This window comes from Streptomyces sp. NPDC091280 (genome assembly GCF_044768565.1).
GTDB lineage: Bacteria > Actinomycetota > Actinomycetes > Streptomycetales > Streptomycetaceae > Streptomyces.
Genome location: NZ_JBIVUZ010000009.1, coordinates 270,258 through 288,301, shown reverse-complemented (window position 1 = coordinate 288,301; position 18,044 = coordinate 270,258). Strand labels below are relative to the sequence as shown.

General features: G+C 70.3%; 16 protein-coding genes. 11 read left to right on the top strand and 5 right to left on the bottom strand.

The features are described from left to right. The first annotated feature begins 61 nt into the window (after positions 1 to 61). From ACIQPR_RS27525 to ACIQPR_RS27500, 6 genes are all read left to right on the top strand, one after another. Positions 62 to 688: a TetR/AcrR family transcriptional regulator gene (locus ACIQPR_RS27525; RefSeq protein WP_403653390.1), complete on the top strand. Its 627-nt coding sequence runs from the start codon at positions 62 to 64 to the stop codon at positions 686 to 688. Between the two features lie 305 nt (positions 689 to 993). After that, positions 994 to 2,577, top strand: a complete 1,584-nt coding sequence (locus ACIQPR_RS27520) for a sensor histidine kinase (RefSeq protein ID WP_403653387.1) — start codon at positions 994 to 996, stop codon at positions 2,575 to 2,577. Continuing rightward, on the top strand, positions 2,574 to 2,981 hold the full coding sequence (locus ACIQPR_RS27515; protein ID WP_403653384.1) for a roadblock/LC7 domain-containing protein: 408 nt from the start codon (positions 2,574 to 2,576) through the stop codon (positions 2,979 to 2,981). Before ACIQPR_RS27520 ends, ACIQPR_RS27515 begins: the two co-directional genes overlap by 4 nt. Then, complete coding sequence (locus ACIQPR_RS27510) at positions 2,978 to 3,379, top strand: DUF742 domain-containing protein (protein ID WP_403653381.1); 402 nt, start codon at positions 2,978 to 2,980, stop codon at positions 3,377 to 3,379. The genes ACIQPR_RS27515 and ACIQPR_RS27510 overlap by 4 nt, the downstream gene beginning before the upstream one ends. Then, entirely contained in the window at positions 3,360 to 3,980 is a 621-nt protein-coding gene (locus ACIQPR_RS27505) for a GTP-binding protein (protein WP_403653377.1), read from the top strand. The genes ACIQPR_RS27510 and ACIQPR_RS27505 overlap by 20 nt, the downstream gene beginning before the upstream one ends. A 75-nt stretch (positions 3,981 to 4,055) precedes the next feature. Continuing rightward, complete coding sequence (locus ACIQPR_RS27500; RefSeq protein WP_403653374.1) at positions 4,056 to 5,534, top strand: cytochrome P450; 1,479 nt, start codon at positions 4,056 to 4,058, stop codon at positions 5,532 to 5,534. 16 nt (positions 5,535 to 5,550) lie between these two features. Here ACIQPR_RS27500 and ACIQPR_RS27495 read toward each other — a convergent pair whose 3' ends face one another. The 3 genes from ACIQPR_RS27495 to ACIQPR_RS27485 form a co-directional block, all read right to left on the bottom strand. After that, a complete protein-coding gene (locus ACIQPR_RS27495) occupies positions 5,551 to 6,501 on the bottom strand; it encodes an RluA family pseudouridine synthase (RefSeq protein WP_403653371.1) in 951 nt (316 codons plus the stop codon). A 101-nt stretch (positions 6,502 to 6,602) separates the two neighbouring features. Continuing rightward, complete coding sequence (locus ACIQPR_RS27490) at positions 6,603 to 7,637, bottom strand: hypothetical protein (protein ID WP_403653368.1); 1,035 nt, start codon at positions 7,635 to 7,637, stop codon at positions 6,603 to 6,605. Between the two features lie 697 nt (positions 7,638 to 8,334). Continuing rightward, on the bottom strand, positions 8,335 to 9,894 hold the full coding sequence (locus ACIQPR_RS27485; protein WP_403653365.1) for an amino acid permease: 1,560 nt from the start codon (positions 9,892 to 9,894) through the stop codon (positions 8,335 to 8,337). A 222-nt stretch (positions 9,895 to 10,116) separates the two neighbouring features. Here ACIQPR_RS27485 and ACIQPR_RS27480 point away from each other — a divergent pair, with 222 nt between their 5' ends. The 3 genes from ACIQPR_RS27480 to ACIQPR_RS27470 all read left to right on the top strand — a co-directional run bounded on the left by ACIQPR_RS27480 (position 10,117) and on the right by ACIQPR_RS27470 (position 12,708). Beyond that, positions 10,117 to 10,737: a PadR family transcriptional regulator gene (locus ACIQPR_RS27480; protein WP_403653362.1), complete on the top strand. Its 621-nt coding sequence runs from the start codon at positions 10,117 to 10,119 to the stop codon at positions 10,735 to 10,737. 181 nt (positions 10,738 to 10,918) lie between these two features. Further along, on the top strand, positions 10,919 to 11,935 hold the full coding sequence (locus tag ACIQPR_RS27475) for an ATP-binding cassette domain-containing protein (protein WP_403653359.1): 1,017 nt from the start codon (positions 10,919 to 10,921) through the stop codon (positions 11,933 to 11,935). After that, a complete protein-coding gene (locus ACIQPR_RS27470; protein ID WP_403653356.1) occupies positions 11,932 to 12,708 on the top strand; it encodes an ABC transporter permease in 777 nt (258 codons plus the stop codon). The genes ACIQPR_RS27475 and ACIQPR_RS27470 overlap by 4 nt, the downstream gene beginning before the upstream one ends. A 70-nt stretch (positions 12,709 to 12,778) precedes the next feature. On the opposite strand, the gene ACIQPR_RS27465 is transcribed toward ACIQPR_RS27470, so the two are convergent. Together ACIQPR_RS27465 and ACIQPR_RS27460 are read right to left on the bottom strand one after the other, a co-directional pair. Continuing rightward, the gene (locus ACIQPR_RS27465) at positions 12,779 to 13,633 is read right to left on the bottom strand and encodes a siderophore-interacting protein (RefSeq protein ID WP_403653354.1); all 855 of its coding nucleotides are present in this window, start codon (positions 13,631 to 13,633) and stop codon (positions 12,779 to 12,781) included. Positions 13,634 to 13,722: 89 nt separating this feature from the next. After that, positions 13,723 to 14,652 (bottom strand): 5'-3' exonuclease H3TH domain-containing protein, encoded by a 930-nt coding sequence (locus ACIQPR_RS27460; RefSeq protein ID WP_403653950.1) that lies wholly within the window; start codon positions 14,650 to 14,652, stop codon positions 13,723 to 13,725. Between the two features lie 195 nt (positions 14,653 to 14,847). Here ACIQPR_RS27460 and ACIQPR_RS27455 point away from each other — a divergent pair, with 195 nt between their 5' ends. Next, positions 14,848 to 15,921 carry a glycine betaine/L-proline ABC transporter ATP-binding protein gene (locus ACIQPR_RS27455; protein ID WP_403653351.1) on the top strand — a complete coding sequence of 358 codons (1,074 nt, stop codon included), beginning with the start codon at positions 14,848 to 14,850 and terminating at the stop codon, positions 15,919 to 15,921. Further along, entirely contained in the window at positions 15,899 to 17,719 is a 1,821-nt protein-coding gene (locus ACIQPR_RS27450; protein ID WP_403653348.1) for an ABC transporter permease/substrate binding protein, read from the top strand. Before ACIQPR_RS27455 ends, ACIQPR_RS27450 begins: the two co-directional genes overlap by 23 nt. Positions 17,720 to 18,044 lie beyond the last annotated feature (325 nt).

The following is an 18,044-nucleotide window of genomic DNA, read 5'->3' as shown; positions in this document are numbered from 1 at the left end:
GAGCCCTCACCAAGATCACCGGCCGGTCCGGGCGGGGGTGCCGTGTGCGAGGATCGAAAGCATGGGAGCCACAGGTGGACGCCGGGTGGGCAGGCCGCGCGCCGCTCAGCGGCCGGAGAGCGGACTGTCTCCGCGCGCCGAACTGCTCGCCGCCGCGGCCGAGTTGTTCACCACCCGCGGCTACGCGGCCACCACCACCCGGGCCGTCGCCGAACGCGCGGGCATGCGGCAGGCGTCGATGTACCACTACGTCTCCGGCAAGGAGGAACTCCTCGCGGACCTCCTGGAGTCCACGGTCACCCCCTCGTTGACCTGCGCCCGGGAACTCCTCGCGGACGACTCCGGCCCGGCCGAGGACCGGCTGTGGGAGCTGTGCCGCACCGACGTCGAGCTGCTGTGCGGCGGCTCGCACAACCTCGGCGGGCTCTATCTGCTGCCCGAGGTGCGCGCCGAACGCTTCGCCGGCTTCCATGCCGTGCGCGCCGAACTCAAGGACGCCTACCGCCAGTTGCTCGCCGAGACCGCCGCGGGCGGGGCGCTCGCCAAGAGCGAGCTGGAACTGCGCACGGATCTGCTGTTCGGGCTCATCGAGGGCGTCATCCTGGTGCACCGCTCCGACCCCGAGCGACCGGTGTCCGCCTTCGCGGAGGCCACGGCCGACGCGGCGCTGCGGATCGCGGGGGTCTGAGCCGGAACCCGGACCTGACTCGGGGCCGGGGCCGGGGCTTCACTCCTTACGGTGAGTGAGATCCGTACGCCCGTCCGCCGTCACGGGTGGTGTTCGAGTGATGGCGCAGCGTGTAAATGGGCTGAGAGTACTCCTCTTTCCTGTCCCTTTTCAGGGGCTTGCTGAATATGACACAGCGATGATCCGGTCGGACTAAGCTCGCCCGCAGCGCACCGAGTTGGGCTGTATTCGTGCGTTTGTTCCTAAACATAACGAAGATCCCTCGGTCTCTTCTCCCCCCAGTCGACTTCTCCCAGAGGGCTTACATGGTGAGTGTTCAATCGCCCCCCGGCCACCGTGAACTTCCGTACGCCCGTGTGCTGTTGCTGCCCGCCATAGTGATGGCCGCGGCGACCGGGGCCGCCGTCGCCGTGGTGACGGAGCCGGCCCGGGCCGCTGTCGGCTGGTGCGGTGGCATCGCCACGCTGCTTGTGATCGTGACGGCGGCGGAAGCCGTCCGCCGCGGTCGTACCCTGCGCGACCAGCGCGCGGACCACGACCGTCACCGCGCGTATCTGGAAGGGCGGATCGCCGCCCACGACCGGGACATCGCGCGGTTCGGCAAGGAGGTCGTGCCCGCCGCCCTCTACGGAATGCGCGGCGGAGAATCGCCCGCAGAGGTGATTCGCCAAATCGTCGACACTCACCCCCAGTGGCGCGAACTCTCGCAGTCACAACGCGATTTGCTGCGCACCCTGCTCGACATCGTGGACCGCGAGACGGCCATGCGCGACTCCGCGCAGCGCTCCTTCGTCAGCATCGCCCGGCGCGTCCAGGCGATCGTCCACCAACAGGCCAACGAACTCCGCGAGATGGAGGAGGACCACGGCCGCAACCCCGAGGTCTTCGACGACCTGCTGCGCATCGACCACGGCACCGCGCTGATCGGCCGGCTCGCCGACTCCATCTCGGTGCTGGGCGGCGGCCGGCCCGGCCGCCAGTGGCCCCAGCCCGTCACGCTCTACAGCACCTTGCGCGGTGCCATGTCCCGGATCCTGGAGTACCGGCGGATCTCGCTGGACTCCATCGCCAAGGTCAACATCAACGGCACCTCCGTCGAACCGGTCATCCACGCCGCCGCCGAACTCCTCGACAACGCCACCCGCTACTCGCCGCCGCAGACCAAGGTGCACGTCACCGCCGTAGAGGTGCAGACCGGTGTCGCCATCGAGATCGAGGACGCCGGCGTCAGCCTCAGCGAGGAGGCCCGCGCCCGGGTCGAGAACATGCTGGAGCAGGCCAAGGCCGGTATGGACCTCCAGGACCTCGGTGAGAGCCCGCGCCTGGGCCTGACCGTAGTCGGCCGACTCTGTCAGACGTACAACATGCAGGTCTCGCTCAGGGCCTCCGCGTACGGCGGTGTCCGCGCCGTCCTGATCGTGCCCAGGGACATGCTCACCAACGATCCCGCACCCGGCCTCGCCCACGGCATCGGCGCCACCGCCGCGCCCAAGACCGAGCTGGGCGCGCTGGAGGGCCCCAAGCGCGCGCCCAAGAAGCGCCGTCCGACCAGCCCCCGCATCCCCGCCACCGTCTCCATGGTGGACGAGGTCCCCGAGGTCACGGAGTGGACGGTGGGCGGCCTGCCGCAGCGCCGCAGCCGGGTCAAGATGCCGCTCAGCCAGCGGCTCGCCGAGCAGGCGGCGGCCGAACGGGCCGAACAGGCCGAGCGGGACGCGTTCTCCGCCTGGGCCGAACCGGTGTCCGAGCCCGAGAAGGAAGAGCCCGAACCGGGGCTGTGGGTCGAGGCGTTCATGAACGGACTCAAGGGCGACCCGGATCCGACCGCATTCACCCAGACCACCGAGCCGGCCCGTGTCGAGGCCGACGACGAGAGGGATCTCAAGTGATCCAGCAGCGAGCCAACTTCGACTGGATGCTCAAGGAGCTCGCCGACGGCGTCCCGGGCATCGAGATGATCGTGGTGCTCTCCGCCGACGGACTGCGGATCGCCCGCTACGGCGGCGACCCGGACGCCGCCGACCGCGTCGCCGCGGCCTGCGCGGGACTCCAGAGCCTCGCGGGGGCCGTCGCCCACGAGATCCCGGACAGCGACGGCACGATGCGCATGGTCATCATCGAGATCAACGGCGGCTACTTCTACCTGATGGCGGCGGGCTCCAACGCCTATCTCGCGGTCCTCTCCGACGTGGTCGCCGAACCCGGTCTGATGAGCAACCGCATGCGTGACCTGGTCGTCCGGATCGGCGCCCACCTCACCAGCCCGCCCCGGCGCAACGGGCAGACCGTATGACTCCTCCGCAACGCCGGCGGCGCCACCCCAAGGACCAGCCCCCGCCCGAGCCCGACAAGCGGGGCCCGCGCAAGGAACCCGAGCGGCTGTACGTACTCACCGGAGCGGAGGAGGGGGGCGAGCGCGCCGCCCTCGACCTGGTGACGTTAATCGTGGCACGCGCCGACCCGCCGCCCTCCTCCACACCGGAGCGGGCGGCGCTCATCCGGCTCTGTGCCGCCCCCCTGTCCGTGGCCGAGCTGTCGGCCTATCTGAATCTGCCGTTCAGCGTGGTGACCGTCCTGCTCACCGAGCTGCTGACGGCCGGACTGGTCCAGGCGCGCGCCCCGATCGTGCGGCAGGCGATCGCCGACCGTTCCCTTCTCGAAGCGGTGATGCATGGACTTCAAAAGCTCTGACACCCTCCCCGGACCACGGACCGAGGACCATCTGCCGCACACGGCCCAGGCCGCGGTGAAGATCGTCATCGTCGGTGGCTTCGGGGTCGGCAAGACCACCATGGTCGGTTCGGTCAGCGAGATCAGACCGCTGACCACGGAGGAGACCATGACGCAGGCCGGCGTCGGAGTCGACGACAACTACGGCTCCGAGACCAAGACCGCGACCACCGTGGCCATGGACTTCGGCCGCATCAGCATCACCGACCAGCTGGTCCTGTACCTCTTCGGCACCCCCGGCCAGGAGCGCTTCTGGTTCCTGTGGAACGGCCTGTTCGAAGGAGCGCTCGGCGCGGTGGTGCTGATCGACACCCGGCGCCTGGAGGTCAGCTTCGACGTCATAGGACGGCTGGAGGAGCGCGGTGTGCCGTTCGTGATCGCCGTCAACTCCTTCCCGGACGGGCCCCGTTACCCCGTCGAGGAGCTGCGCACGGCGCTCGACCTGGCGCCGGAGATCCCCATCGTCGAGTGCGACGCGCGGCGCAGGGCCTCCAGCCGGGACACCCTGATGACCCTGATGCGCTTCCTGCACTCCCTCGCGACGACGGGCTCCCCGGCCTGATTCCGCCGCCACGGTTCTGCGCCTGTCCCGAACTCCCCAGAGACCGGACCCACTTCAGTTTTCGGAGCGATCATCGTGACGTCTGAACGACACTCCCCGACCGGTACGGACGACCTCATGCCCGGCCCGCCCCCCGGCTGCCCCGCGCACGGCCTCGGCCCCGGGGGACTGCGCCGGCTCTACGGCCCCGATGCGCAGGACCTGGGAGCCGTCTACGAGCAACTGCGGGCCGAGCACGGTGCGGTGGCCCCCGCGCTGCTCCACGAGGACGTGCCGGTCTGGGTGGTGCTCGGCCACAGCGAGAACCTGCACATGGTGAGCACCCCCTCGCAGTACTGCCGCGACACCCGGCTGTGGACCTCGCTCCAGGACGGCACGATCAAGCCGGACCACCCCCTCATGCCGCTCATCGCGTGGCAGCCCATCTGCTGCCACGCCGAGGGCGAGGAGCACCTGCGGCTGCGCGGCGCGGTCACCGGCGCCATGTCGACCATCGACCACCGGGGCATCCGCCGCCACATCAACCGCGCGACCCAGCACCTCGTCAACAAGTTCTGCAAGGAGGGCCGGGCCGACCTGGTCGGCCAGTTCGCCGAGCATCTGCCGATGGCCGTCATGTGCCACATCCTCGGCATGCCCGACGAGTACAACGACCGGATCGTGCACGCCGCCCGCGACATGCTCAAGGGCACCGAGACATCCATCGCCAGCAACGCGTACATCATGGACGTCCTGATGCGGCTCGCCGTCCGCCGCCGGGCCGCCCCCGAGGACGACTTCACCAGCCACCTGATCAACCACCCGGCGCGGCTCAACGACGAGGAGGTCGGCCAGCATCTGCGCGTCGTGCTGATGGCCGCCTACGAGGCCACGGCCAACCTGCTCGCCAACGTGCTGCGGCTGGTGCTCACCGACCCGGGGTTCCGCGCCCAGCTCAACGGCGGCCAGATGACGGTGCCCCAGGCGGTGGAGCAGTCCCTCTGGGACGAGCCGCCGTTCAGCACCCAGCTCGCCTATATCGCCAAGCAGGAAACCGAGTTGGGCGGTCGGCGGATCCGCGAGGGCGACGCCCTCCTGCTGGGCATCGCACCGGGCAACGTCGACCCGCGGGTCCGTCCCGACCTCAAGGCCAACATGCGGGGCAACCGCTCCCATCTGGCCTTCGGCGGAGGCCCCCACGAGTGCCCCGGCCAGGACATCGGCCGCGCCATCGCCGACGTCGGCGTCGACGCGCTGCTGGCCCGGGTTCCCGACATCCAACTCGCCTGCGAAGAGCACGAGTTGCAGTGGCGGGAGTCCATCTCGAACCGGCATCTGGTGGAACTGCCGGTGAGGTTCGCGCCGAAGCCGCAGCAGGACGTCACACAGCGGCCCACCGCCCGGCCGGTACCGCCGCAGCGCCCCGACGACTGGCAGATCAGCACCCGACGGGCACCGGCCGAAACCCCGGAACCCGTCGCCCCGGCCCACGACCGCACACCGGAACCTGCACCCGAACCGGCCCACCCGCAGGGCCTGTTCCAGCGTCTGCTGCGCTGGTGGCGGGGCGAGTGAGCGAACGGGCGGCGGGCTACTCCGCCGCCCACTCCGGATACGACGACCAGGCCCGCAGCTCCCGCGGGCTGACGAACCGGTGCGCGCGCCCCGTGACCGGATCGGTGAACTCCAGGACCCGCGCCAGCAGTTGGAGCGGACGCCGGAAATCACCGGCCGGCACCGGGCCGGTCACCACCGGATAGAGCGGGTCACCGAGGATGGGCACCCCCAACGCGCTCATGTGCACCCGCAGTTGGTGGGTCTGCCCGGTGCTCGGCAGCAGCCGGTACCGGGCACGCCCGTCACGGTGCTCCAGCAACTCGACCCGGCTGACGGCGTTGGGCTCGCCCTCGACCTCACGGGCGGCCATGACACCGCGCTCCTTGAGGATCCGGCTGCGCACGGTCCGCGGCAGCGCCAGCGCGGGGTCGTACGGCGCCACCGCCTCGTACTCCTTCACGACCCGTCGCTCCCGGAACAGCGACTGGTACGCGCCGCGCTCCTCCGGCCGCACGGTGAACAGCACGATTCCGGCCGTCAGCCGGTCCAGCCGGTGCGCCGCGCCGAGCGCCGGGATGCCCAACTCCCTGCGCAGCCGCGCCAGCGCCGTCTCGGCGACATGACTGCCGCGCGGGGTGGTGGCCAGGAAGTGCGGCTTGTCGGCCACGACCACGTGCTCGTCGCGGTAGACGACGTCGATGGGGAACGGCACCCGCTCCTCGTCGGGCAGCTCCCGGTGGAACCACACGTACATGCCGGGCTCGTACGCGCGCTCCCGCGTCACCGGACGCCCGGCGGCGTCCACGATCCGTCCCGAGTCGAGCATCGCGTCGACCACCCCGGCCCCGGCCCCGCCCGCGAGCCGCGCCACCAGATGATCCCGTACGGTCCGCCACGCGTCCCCGGCGGGCAGCCGCACCCGCACCGGATCCACCCCCTCGCGCTGCGGCAGGGGAGAAGGCGGGAGCGGTGTACGGCGTCTCATCGCGATCAAGCGTACGCGGGGGCACCGGCACCGGGGTTCGCGGCGAAACGGCGGCGGACCCTGGGCGGCCACCGGGGTGCGCGGTGAAGCGTCGGCAGAATCTAGGCGGCCACCGGGCGGGCCGAGCCGGCGCCGGTCCGGTACCGGTCGGTGACCTCGTGCCAGTGGTAGGAGCCCGCCGCCCAGCCCTGGATGGCGCGGGCGTGCCGCAGCACGGCGTGCCGGGTGTCCTGGTCCGCGCCCAGATCGCGCAGGGTGCGTGGCAGGTCGGTCTCGACGGTTTCGGCCAGTGTCCTGACCCGGCCCGTCAGGATCCGGTCGACGTAGGAGACCGCCTCGTGGAGAGGGAGGTCCAGCAGAGCCTGGGCCACGTGCACGATGTTGTTCCCGGCGACGCCCTCGCGGACTTCCTTCGGGTAGGACACGAGGTCGTTGTGCAGATCGACGGTGTCCCGGAACGCGTTGACCAGCACGGTGAACGCGCGGGTTCCCCGGACGTCCTCGGGTATCTCCCAGCCGAACGAGTGCTCCATCAGCAGCGCGCTGCACCCGGCGGCTCCGTAGTCGCGCCGCATCTCGGTCTGCTCGATGAGGTCGGGGTACCGGGGGTGCGTGAGGTTCTCGGTCTCCCACAGCGACGCTTCCAGGAACTGCCGTACGGACCTGGTGTACAGGCGCCGCCACGAGAGCGAGGCCGAGGGCGCGGTGCGGCGCCACAGCGCGGACAGCGCACGCTCCAGCGGGTGTTCCGGTGCCGGGACCGAGGCGTGCGCGGTCACCGGCAGGAAGGCCATCAGCCGCTCTATGCGCCGCAGGATCCGCTCCCGCTCGCCGAGCGCCTCGCACCAGGGGAGGAAGACGTCGTCCAGGCACCAGATGACGCTGTGCCACCCGGACAGCAGTTCCAGTTCCTCCGCGGAGGCGTGGGGATAGGTCAGCGCGGTGAACCGGGTGAAGTCCGCGCGGTCGAAGATCTCGGCACTCCACCCGCCGTGGTGCGAGTCGGTGTGCTGCGGCTCAAGCAGACCGACCGAGTACGCCCAGGCGCGAACACGTGGACGGACATCCGCCAGGTGCGGGTTCACCCGGGCCGGGAACGGCATGTGGAACGAGGGCAACTGGAAGGTGTCCGTCACGGCTGCCTCCTGTGAGGTCACGGCATACGTCTGCACAGCTGCCCGTCCCGCACCGGCGGTGCGCGGGCAGCAACCTGGTCCTTGAACTGCGCGCTGTGCTCCATACCCCGCGACCGCGCCGCCCCTCGGACGGCACGGGAAGCCCGTTGCCGGTCAACCGCCGAGACCCTGTGGGGCGGTCGACCACCGTCTCGGCACGCTCGCGCGTGTCCGAGCCACCGATCCGGATCTTGTGGATGGTGTACGCGACATACGCCCGCTGACACCCCTTCGGCCAGTAGTGAGGACACCCACTGGCAGCCGCGGGCTGTCGTATGAGCGAGTCCCACATCCTCCGCGAACATCCGGGTGGTCCCGCTGTCGGTCAACAGCCGGTCCGTTCCGGCCGGATTCGCACCTCCTTACGATACAACCGCATTCGTTCGATCTCCAGAGTCGCTTCTCCGGGACGCCACTGGACTCTCGTCCGTCACACCGGCCAAGTCCCGCTCCGGACCCACGAGTTCGCCGCGGCGCACCCGAGCCGTCAATAGTCCTGACGACCCATTGCCTCGCAGCATGTGACGGCTTCCGGCCGGTCAGAAAGGGCGTGCACTCCGGCGCGTGGAGCTGTCCCGTGCGCGGCTTCACACCGTGTTCACGGCCGTGCGCCACCACCGGGACGAAGGATCACCAGGGTGACGCACGGCAACGGCGGCTACTGAACCGGTTCGGGGGAGACGCGGGCCACTTCCTCGGCCGCGGGCACGGCGCGCGCCCTCGTCAGCCGGTACAGGAGGCCGACGCCCACGGTCACCACCAGGAACAACACCGTGAACCACTGGAAGTACCAGTGCCCGCCCGCCGGGTCGTACACCGCCGCCCGCGGCCACGCCAGGTTGACCGTCATGACGAGGCCGTACAGGAGCGCCAGGGCGTTCACCGGTACGCCCCAGCGGCCCAGGGAGAACAGGCGGGCGCCCGTCTCGTCCGTGCCGTGGGTCGTGAACTCGCCGCGCAGGCGGCGGATCAGCAGCGGGCCGGTGACCATGGCGTAGGCCAGGTACAGCATCACGATGCAGGTGGTGCCGATGGCCAGGAAGGCGTCGGGGGAGGCGAAGTTGAGGAGGAGCAGGGCCGCCGCGAGGACGCCGACGACCAGGGCGGGGGCGCTGGGCATGCCCGTGCGCGGGTTGACCCTGGACAGGCTTGCGGAGAACGGGAGTTGGCCGTCCCGCGCCATGGAGAACAGCATCCGGCAGGCCGCCGTCTGGATGGCCAGGGTGGCCACCGCGATGGCCACCACCACGTCGGCCAGCAGGGCTTTGCCGACGCCGTCGCCGAGGCTGCTGGTCAGGACGTAGCTGAGGCCGTCGACGCCCAGGTGGCCGTCGGTCAGACTGGGTGCGGCTAGCAGGCCGCCGAGGATGATCAGGCCGCCGAGCAGGCCCGCCGCGCCGAGCGCGGTGAGGATCGTGCGGGGCGCGGTGCGGCGGGGGTTGTGGGTCTCCTCGCTCATCTCGCCCGCGCTGTCGAAGCCGATCATCACGTAGGCGGCGGTGAACGAGCCGACCAGCAGCGCGCCGAGCAGCCCGCCCTCCAGGCTGCCGGTCGTGTGGAAGGTGATGGTCGGGGTGCGCTTGGAGTGGGTCAGCAGCAGGACGACGATGAGGATCGCGCCGATGATCTCGGCGGTCACTCCGACCCGGTTGATCACCGACATCACGCGGTTGTCGAGGATGTTCACGACCGTCGTCAGGACCAGCAGGATCACGCCCAGGACGGCCGCGTTGGCCGCGCCGTCCGGTGAGGTGGGCGCGGGGTCGCCGCCCACCAGCTGGAAGCCGGACCAGATCGCGGGCAGCACCATCTGGAGCGCGAGCGCCGCCGCGGCCACGACCACGATCTGGCCGATCACCATGATCCAGCCGGCGAACCAGCCGAAGGCCGCGTTGGACAGGCGCGAGGACCACTGGTAGATCGCGCCCGAGATCGGGTAGCGCGCGGCGAGTTCGGCGAAGCAGGCGGCGACCAGCAGCTGCCCGGCCAGGACCACCGGCCAGGCCCAGAAGAAGACCGGGCCGCCGAACGCGTACCCGAAGGCGAAGAACTGGAAGACGGTCGTCAGGACGGAGATGAAGGAGAACCCGGCCGCGAACGACGCGTATCGGCCGAGGCTGCGGTGCAGCTCCTGGCGGTAGCCGAACTCGGCGAGGGAGCCGTCGTCGGGGGAGTGGGGCGGATCGGGGCGTACGTCGGAGGGGGCGGTTGTGGCCACGGCGGCACCTGCCTTCGGCGCGAATTCCTGTCGGGTGACAGAAATTAGGGACGGCCTGTTTCGGACGCGTCACGCGGCCGTGTCCACGGCGGGCCCAAGTCCTCACGCTCTTGCTCCCGGCGGAAAATCGCGATACATCGTGTATTGACGTTCTGCGGCAACTCGCGATATGTTCGATCACGAATATTCCGATGCGAGGTGTGGGTGGGAGGTGGTGGTCCGGTGGCCGCGAAGCGCCGCAAGCTCGGCAATCCGCTGGCACTCGCCGTGCTGGTGACCCTCTGCCAGGGCCCCATGCATCCGTACGAGATCGCCCAGACCCTGCGCCGCCAGGGCAAGGACACCAGCACGAAGATCAACTACGGCTCGCTCTACACCGTCGTACAGAGCCTGGAGAAACACGGCTTCGTCGAGGTCGCCGACATAGAGCGCGAGGGAAACCGCCCCGAGCGCACGGTCTACGGCCTGACCGACGCCGGACGCCAGGAGATGACCGAGTGGCTCTCGGAGCTGCTGGCCCGCCCGGTCAAGGAGTTCCCCATCTTCGAGACGGCCCTCTCCCTGCTCGGCGCCCTGCACCCCGACGAGGCGGCGACGCTGCTGGAGGAGCGGGTGAAGAACCTGGAGGTGCAGGCGGCCGGCGAGCGCGGAGCGCTGGAGAAGCTCTACGAGTCGGTGCCCCGGCTCTTCCTGGTCGAGGTCGAGTACCAGCTGCACATGATCGAGGCGCAGGCCGAATGGGTCCGCGGCTTCCTGGAGGAGCTCAGGAAGGGCTCGATGCCCGGCGTCGAAGGCTGGCGCCACTTCCACGAAACGGGGGAGATGCCGGCCGAGTTCAGCTAGACGAGACTGACCCCGACCGGGCTGTTGCAGCAGCCCCGCCGGGGTCACGAACCCCGGACCGACCCCGCCGTGCGGCGAAGCCAGGCCATCGAGGTGCGGCACACCCAGGATAGCCCGGCGCTCTTCACGCGGATCGGTCGTGCTCACGCACATCCGCCCACTTCACCGATGGAGAGCTGTCATGGGCAGTACCCGTGCGCCCGCAGTAGCGGCACACCAGCTGATCAAGACCTATCCCCGGGACGTCACCGCCCTCAACGGCATGGACGTCACCGTGGAACCCGGCACCGTCTTCGGCCTCCTGGGGCCCAACGGCGCCGGGAAGTCCACCACCGTCAAGATCCTCACCACCCTGGCCCGGCCCGACTCCGGCACGGCGACCGTCGCCGGCCACGACGTGCTGCGCCACCCGGACCGGGTGCGCCGCGCGATCGGCGTGGTCGCCCAGAACTCGGGCGCCGACCCCACCGCGACCGGCCGCGAGAACCTCCGACTCCAAGGCAGGCTCTACGGCTTGAGGGGCGCCGCGCTCACCGAGCGGGTGGACGAACTCCTCGACCGCTTCACCCTCGCCGACGCCGCCGGGCGCCCGGTGAAGGGCTACTCCGGCGGAATGCGCCGCCGCCTGGACGTGGCGCTCGGCCTGGTGCACCGGCCGGAGGTGCTGTTCCTGGACGAGCCCACCACCGGCCTCGACCCGGAGGCCCGCACCGCGATGTGGGACGAGATCGGCCGGCTCGCGGGGGAGGAGGGGCTGACCATCCTGCTCACCACGCACTACCTCGAAGAGGCCGACCGGCTCGCCGAGCGCATCGCGATCGTCGACCGCGGCCGGGTCGTCGTGGAGGGCACCCCCGACTCCCTCAAGGGTGAACTCCGGGGCGACGCCGTCCATTTGGAGCTGCGCGAAGCGGTCGGCGACGCCGGTCGCACCCTGCTCAGGAGCGCCCTCGTCGGACTGCCCGGCGTGCACGAGGTGCTGGTCGACGGACGCCGGGTCAGCGCCCGAGCGGACGACGGGGCAGCCGCGATGCCCGTCATGCTGGCGGCGTTCGAGCGGGTCGGTGTCGCGGTCGCCGCCGCGACCGTCGCCCGTCCCTCGCTCGACGACGTCTATCTCCGCTACGCGGGCCGCCGTTACTCCGAGGCCGACACGGACAGCACCGAGCAGCTCGCGGTCGCCGGAGGTGTGCGATGAGCAGCGCCGTCTCCCAGACCTGGTACATGACGCAGCGTCAACTCATGGTGTTCGCGCGGCAGCCCGCCTTCGCGGTCATCACCCTCATCCAGCCGGTGATCTGGCTCTTCCTCTTCGGCAACCTCTTCAAGAAGGTCGTCGAACTCGGCGGCTTCGGCACCACCTCGTACCTGGACTACCTCGTCCCCGGCGTGGTCGTGATGAGCGCGCTCAGCTCCAACATGTGGGCGGGCATGGGCACGTTGGAGGAGATCCAGCGCGGCACCCTCAACCGGTTCCTGACCACCCCGGTCAGCCGGGCCGCGCTGATGAACGGCAACGTCGTCAACAACGGACTGGTCACCGCGCTCCAGTCGGTCGTCATCGTGCTGCTGGGAGCGCTCGGCGGCGCCGACTACCCGGGCGGGGTCGGCGGCATCGTGATCCTGGTCGTCGCCTCGGTGCTGCTCGGCACGGTGTTCGGGGCGCTCTCCAACGCACTGGGCATGCTGGTGCGGGAGCGGGAGTCGATCATCGGCATCAACACCTTCCTGCTGCTGCCGCTGACCTTCCTGTCCAGCGCCTTCATGGCGCCCGCGCAGATGCCCGGCTGGATGCGGCACATAGCCGACTTCAACCCGCTCAACTGGGCGATGGTGGCGAGCCGTTCGGCGATGTCCGAGCATCCCGACTGGGGAGACGTGCTCAGCCGGGGCGGTGCGCTGCTGGGGCTCGCGGTGGTGGCGGTGTGGCTGTCCATCCGCACGTTCAGGTCGTATCAGCGGTCGGTGTGAACGACCGACGGGCTGACGAAGGGGCGGTGCCACGAGAAGCGCCGCCCCCTTCGGGGAATCGCGTGGGGTGCTACGCGGCGGCCGTGGCCCCCGCGCCGCCCTCCTGCTCGACCTCGATCCGCGCGTTCCACTCCCGCTTGGACGCCTGCCAGCCGTCCTCGTTGTGCCCGAGCCGCCAGTAGCCGGAGATCGACAGATCCTCGCGAGGGATCGCCGACTCGACCCGCAGCAGTGCCCGCAGGTCCTTCACGAAGGCGGCCTCGCCGTGCACGAACGCGTGCACACGGCCCTCGGGGAACTCCAGGGCCCGTACCGCCTCGACGAGCGCCTCGCCGACCGGACGGTCCCCGCGGTGCAGCCAGACGACCTCGATGTCCGAGTCGATCTTCTGCTCCTCCTCGGGCCCGGCGACCTCCACGAAGGCGTGCGCCGTGACGCCCTCGGGCAGCGACTCCAGCGCGCGGGCGATGGCGGGCAGCGCGCTCTCGTCCCCGGCGAGCAGATGCCAGTCGGCAGCTGTGTCGGGGGCGTAGGCGCCACCGGGGCCCATGAAGAGGACGGACTCGCCCGGCTGGACACGGCAGGCCCAGGGACCGGCGAGGCCCTCGTCGCCGTGGATCACGAAGTCAAGGGTGAGTTCGCGGTGCTCGGGGTCCCAGGCACGCACGGTGTACGTGCGGGTCACCGGCCACTGCTCGCGCGGGAACTCGGCGCGGACGCGCTCCATGTCGAAGGGCTCGGGGTAGCTGGCGCCCCCGGCCGGAAAGAGCAGCTTCACATAATGGTCGGTGCAGGTGTCCGCCGAGAACTCGGCCAGACCCTCGCCACCGAGCACCACACGCTGCATGTGGGGGGTCAGTCGTTCGGTGCGGACAACCTGCGCTGAGTGGGGTTTACGCGGCTTCCGTGCCGGACGTTCTGCCATGACGGCCTCCCGAATTCCCATGCTTAGGCTTACCTAAGTTAGCACTACATTCTCTGTGAAAGGCAAGGAAGCAAGGGCAAGAACAATGCTTACGCGCCCAGCGTGGTCAGCAGTCGCTCCAATGATCCGCCCAGCCCCCAGCGTTCCGCCAGTGCGCCCACCAGCTCGGGATCGCGCGGGGCCCGCGGCAGAGCGGGGTCTACATCGGGCAGCGGCACGTCGTCCGCGACCCGTACGACCTTGGGCGCGACCGCCACATAGGGCCGCGACTCGTCGAGGCGTTTGCGCTGCGAAGGGGTCAGCTTCGACTTGGGGTCGTCGATCGCCGCCATGATCCCGGGCACGTCACCGAACTCGGCCAGGAGCTTGGCCGCCGTCTTCTCGCCGATCCCCGGCACGCCCGGCAGGCCGTCGCTGGGGTCGCCGCGCAGCAGCGCCAGCTCCGCGTAGCCCCGGCCGTCCACGCCGTACTTCTCGCGCAGCAACGCCTCGTCGGTGACCTGGAGTTGGCCGACGCCCTTGATGGGGTACAGGACGCGGACGCCGCGCGCGTCGTCGACGAGCTGGTACAGGTCGCGGTCGCCGGTGACGATGTCCACCGGACCCTTGGCCAGTGCCGTGAACGTGCCGATCACGTCGTCCGCCTCGTACGGCTCGACGCCCACGCGCGCGATGCCGACCGCGTCGAGGACGGCCTCGATGATCGGGACCTGCGGGGAGAGCGTGTCCGGCACCTCCTCCGCGTCCGGGCCGCTCTCGCGGACCTCGGCGACGCGGTGCGCCTTGTAGGTGGGGATCAGGTCGACCCGCCACTGGGGCCGCCAGTCCGCGTCCATGCACGCCACCAGCTGGTCGGGGCGGTGGTCCTTGACCAGCCGGTCGATGAATTCGAGCAGCCCGCGCACGGCGTTCACCGGCGTTCCGTCCGGGGCCTTCACGGACTCCGGGACGCCGAAGTAGGCGCGGAAGTAGAGCGAGGCGGTGTCGAGAAGCATCAGTCGTCCGGTCACGTCACGCATCATGCCGCACCGCGCGGACCGTGACCTGAACCACTCCCGCGTTTGCGTCCGGGAACCCCGGGCAGGCGCGGCCTCGGAGCGATGTCGGTTGCCTGTTCAACCGTCGACGGCCCGAGGACCGAAGTTGACGGCCCGGCCCCGGCGGCACCGGTACCGCCGTCGGCTCCCCGTCCTGCCCCCGAACGAGAGGTACGCGTGTCAGCCAGGCTAGAAGCCGAACACCTGCACAAGGTGTTCGGCAGACGACCCGACCAGGCAGTCGAACGGCTCCGGGCCGGAGCCGACCGGGAGGAACTGCGCGCCGAAGGCACCACCGCGGCCGTGATCGACGCCTCCTTCTCCGTCGCACCGGGCCAGATCTTCGTCGTCATGGGCCTGTCCGGCTCCGGCAAGTCCACCCTCCTGCGCATGCTCAACGGACTCCTGGAGCCCACCGCGGGCCGTGTCCTCTTCGACGGCCAGGACCTCACCGCGCTCGGCGACCGCGAACTGCGCGAGGTCCGCGCCCACAAGATCAGCATGGTCTTCCAGCACTTCGCGCTCTTCCCGCACCGCAGCGTCCGCGAGAACGCCGCCTACGGCCTGGAAGTGCAGGGCGTGCCCCGCGCCGAGCGCGAGGCCCGCGCCGGCGAGGCGCTCGCCCTGTGCGGCCTGGCCGGCTGGGAGGACTCCTGGCCCGACGAGCTGTCCGGCGGCATGCAGCAACGCGTGGGCCTGGCCCGGGCGTTGGCCACCGACGCCGACCTGCTCCTGATGGACGAGTCCTTCAGCGCGCTCGACCCGCTGATCCGCCGCGACATGCAGGACCAACTCCTCGAACTCCAGAAGTCGTTGAAGAAGACGATCGTCTTCATCACCCACGACCTCAACGAGGCCATGCGCCTGGGCGACCGCATCGCCGTCATGCGCGACGGCCGCGTCGTGCAGACCGGCACCGCCGAGGACATCCTGCTGCGCCCCGCCGACGACTACGTCGCCTCCTTCATCCAGGACGTCGACCGTTCCCGGGTGCTCACCGCCTCCGCCGTGATGGACACCCGCGTCGACGGCCACGAGGCCGACTGCGCCTGCGGGACCGCCACGCCGGACACCTCCTTCGCCGACCTGTGCGCCCTCAGCGCCCACCTGACCCACCCGGTCGCGGTGCTCGACGGGACCGACGACGTCGTGGGAGTCGTACCGCAGGAGCGGCTGGTCGCGTTTCTCGGCGGGGACCTGACCACTGAGCCGGAGGAGGTGACCGCCTGTGCCCAGGCTTCCGCTCGGTGACTGGGCCGACTCCGGGGTCGACTGGCTCGTCGCCCACATGTCCTGGCTCTTCGACGCGGTCAAGACCGTCGTCGAGGGGATGTACGACGGTGTGAACGCGGTGCTCACCGCGCCCGAACCGCTGCTGCTCGCGGGCATCCTCGCGGTGCTCGCCTGGTGGCTGCGTGGGCTGGTCGCGGGCGTGCTGGCCTTCGCCGGGTTCCTGCTGATCGACTCGCTCGACCTGTGGGACCGGTCCATGTCTACGCTGGCCCTGGTGCTGGTGGCGACCGTCATCGCCCTGGTGATCTCGATCCCGCTGGGCATCTGGGCGGCCCGCTCGGCGACCGTCAGCGCCGTCCTGCGGCCCGCTCTCGACCTGCTCCAGACGATGCCGTCGATGGTGCTGCTGATCCCGGCGATCCTCTTCTTCGGGCTCGGCACCTCCGCGGGCGTCGTCGCCACCCTGATCTTCGCGCTCGCCCCCGGCGTCCGCATGACCGAGCTGGGCATCCGGCAGGTCGACGCCGAACTCGTCGAGGCCGCCGAGGCGTTCGGCACCTCGCCGCGCGACACCCTGCTGCGCGTCCAGCTGCCCCTGGCGCTCCCGACGATCATGGCGGGCGTCAACCAGGTCATCATGCTGGGCCTGTCGATGGTCGTCATCGCCGGCATGGTCGGCACCGGCGGCCTCGGCGGCGCGGTCAACGAGGCCATCGGCCAGCTCGACATCGGTTTCGGCTTCGAGGCGGGCGTCGGCATCGTCGTCCTCGCCATCTACCTGGACCGGATGACCGGCGCGCTCGGCACCCAGATCTCCCCGCTCGGCCGCAGGGCCGCCGCCAAGGCCCGCGCGACGGAGAGCGCCAAGCCCTGGAACCACCGCCCCCGCCCGGCGTTCGCCGTGACCGGTGTGGTCGTCCTCGCCCTGGTGGCCGGCGGGCTGGGCGTCTTCGGCCCCTCCTCCGCCCCGAAGACGACCTCCGCCACCGACGTCGGCAAGGGCAAGAACATCACCATCGGCTACATCCCCTGGGACGAGGGCATCGCCTCCACCTTCCTCTGGAAGGAGATCCTGGAGGAGCGCGGCTACAAGGTGACGACCACCCAGTACGCGGCCGGCCCCCTCTACACCGGCCTCGCCACCGGCCAGATCGACTTCCAGACCGACGCCTGGCTGCCCACCACGCACGCCGAGTACTGGAAGAAGTACGGCAAGCAACTCGACGACCTCGGCAGCTGGTACGCCGCCACGTCCCTGGAGCTGACCGTCCCGTCGTACGTGAAGGACGTCGACAGCCTCGCAGACCTCAAGACCCACGCCTCGGAGTTCGGAGGCAGGATCACCGGCATCGAACCGAGCGCCGGAATGATGGGCCTCCTCAAGTCCAAGGTCCTCAAGGAGTACGGCCTTCAGGGCTACGACGTCGTCGACGGTTCCACCCCGGCGATGCTGGCCGAGCTGAAGCGGGCGTACGCCAAGAAGCAGCCGATCGTCGTCACGCTCTGGTCGCCGCACTGGGCGTACAGCGACTACGGGCTGAAGAAGCTCAAGGATCCCAAGGGCGCCTGGGGCAAGGGCGACGGCGTGCACACCGTCTCCCGCCAGGGCTTCGCCGCCGACAACCCCGACGTCGGCACGTGGCTGAAGGACTTCCGGATGACCGAGCCGCAGCTCACCGGTCTGGAGGCGCAGATCCAGAAGTCCGGCAAGGGCCAGGAGCAGTCCGCCGTCCGCACCTGGCTGAAGCGGCACCCGGGCCTGGTCGACCAGTGGGCGCCGGTCGCGAAGAACCAGAAGAGCCGGGAGGCCGGATGACCTGACCGTCACGGCCGCCGCTCCGGAAGCGGGCTTCGCCGCACGTTCCCCCCTTCGTGCGGCGAAGCCCGCCTTTCGTGCTGTCCCGGTACGAAAAGGATCCGGCCAACCACACAGCGCTACGAAGCCCCCCGGATCGGGCCCGGGAAGTGACCGGGAACACAGGCGACCGCACGCGCATTGAAGAGTAGGGACGAAGTCCGACGCCGATCGAGGGCCTACGGGCCCTCGCGCACTGGCCAGAACAGTGAGGTCCGATCGCACACTGTGTGACGTGGATGTGACAGGCGCATGAAACGGTTTGCCGAACATGCGTAGGGTGCAG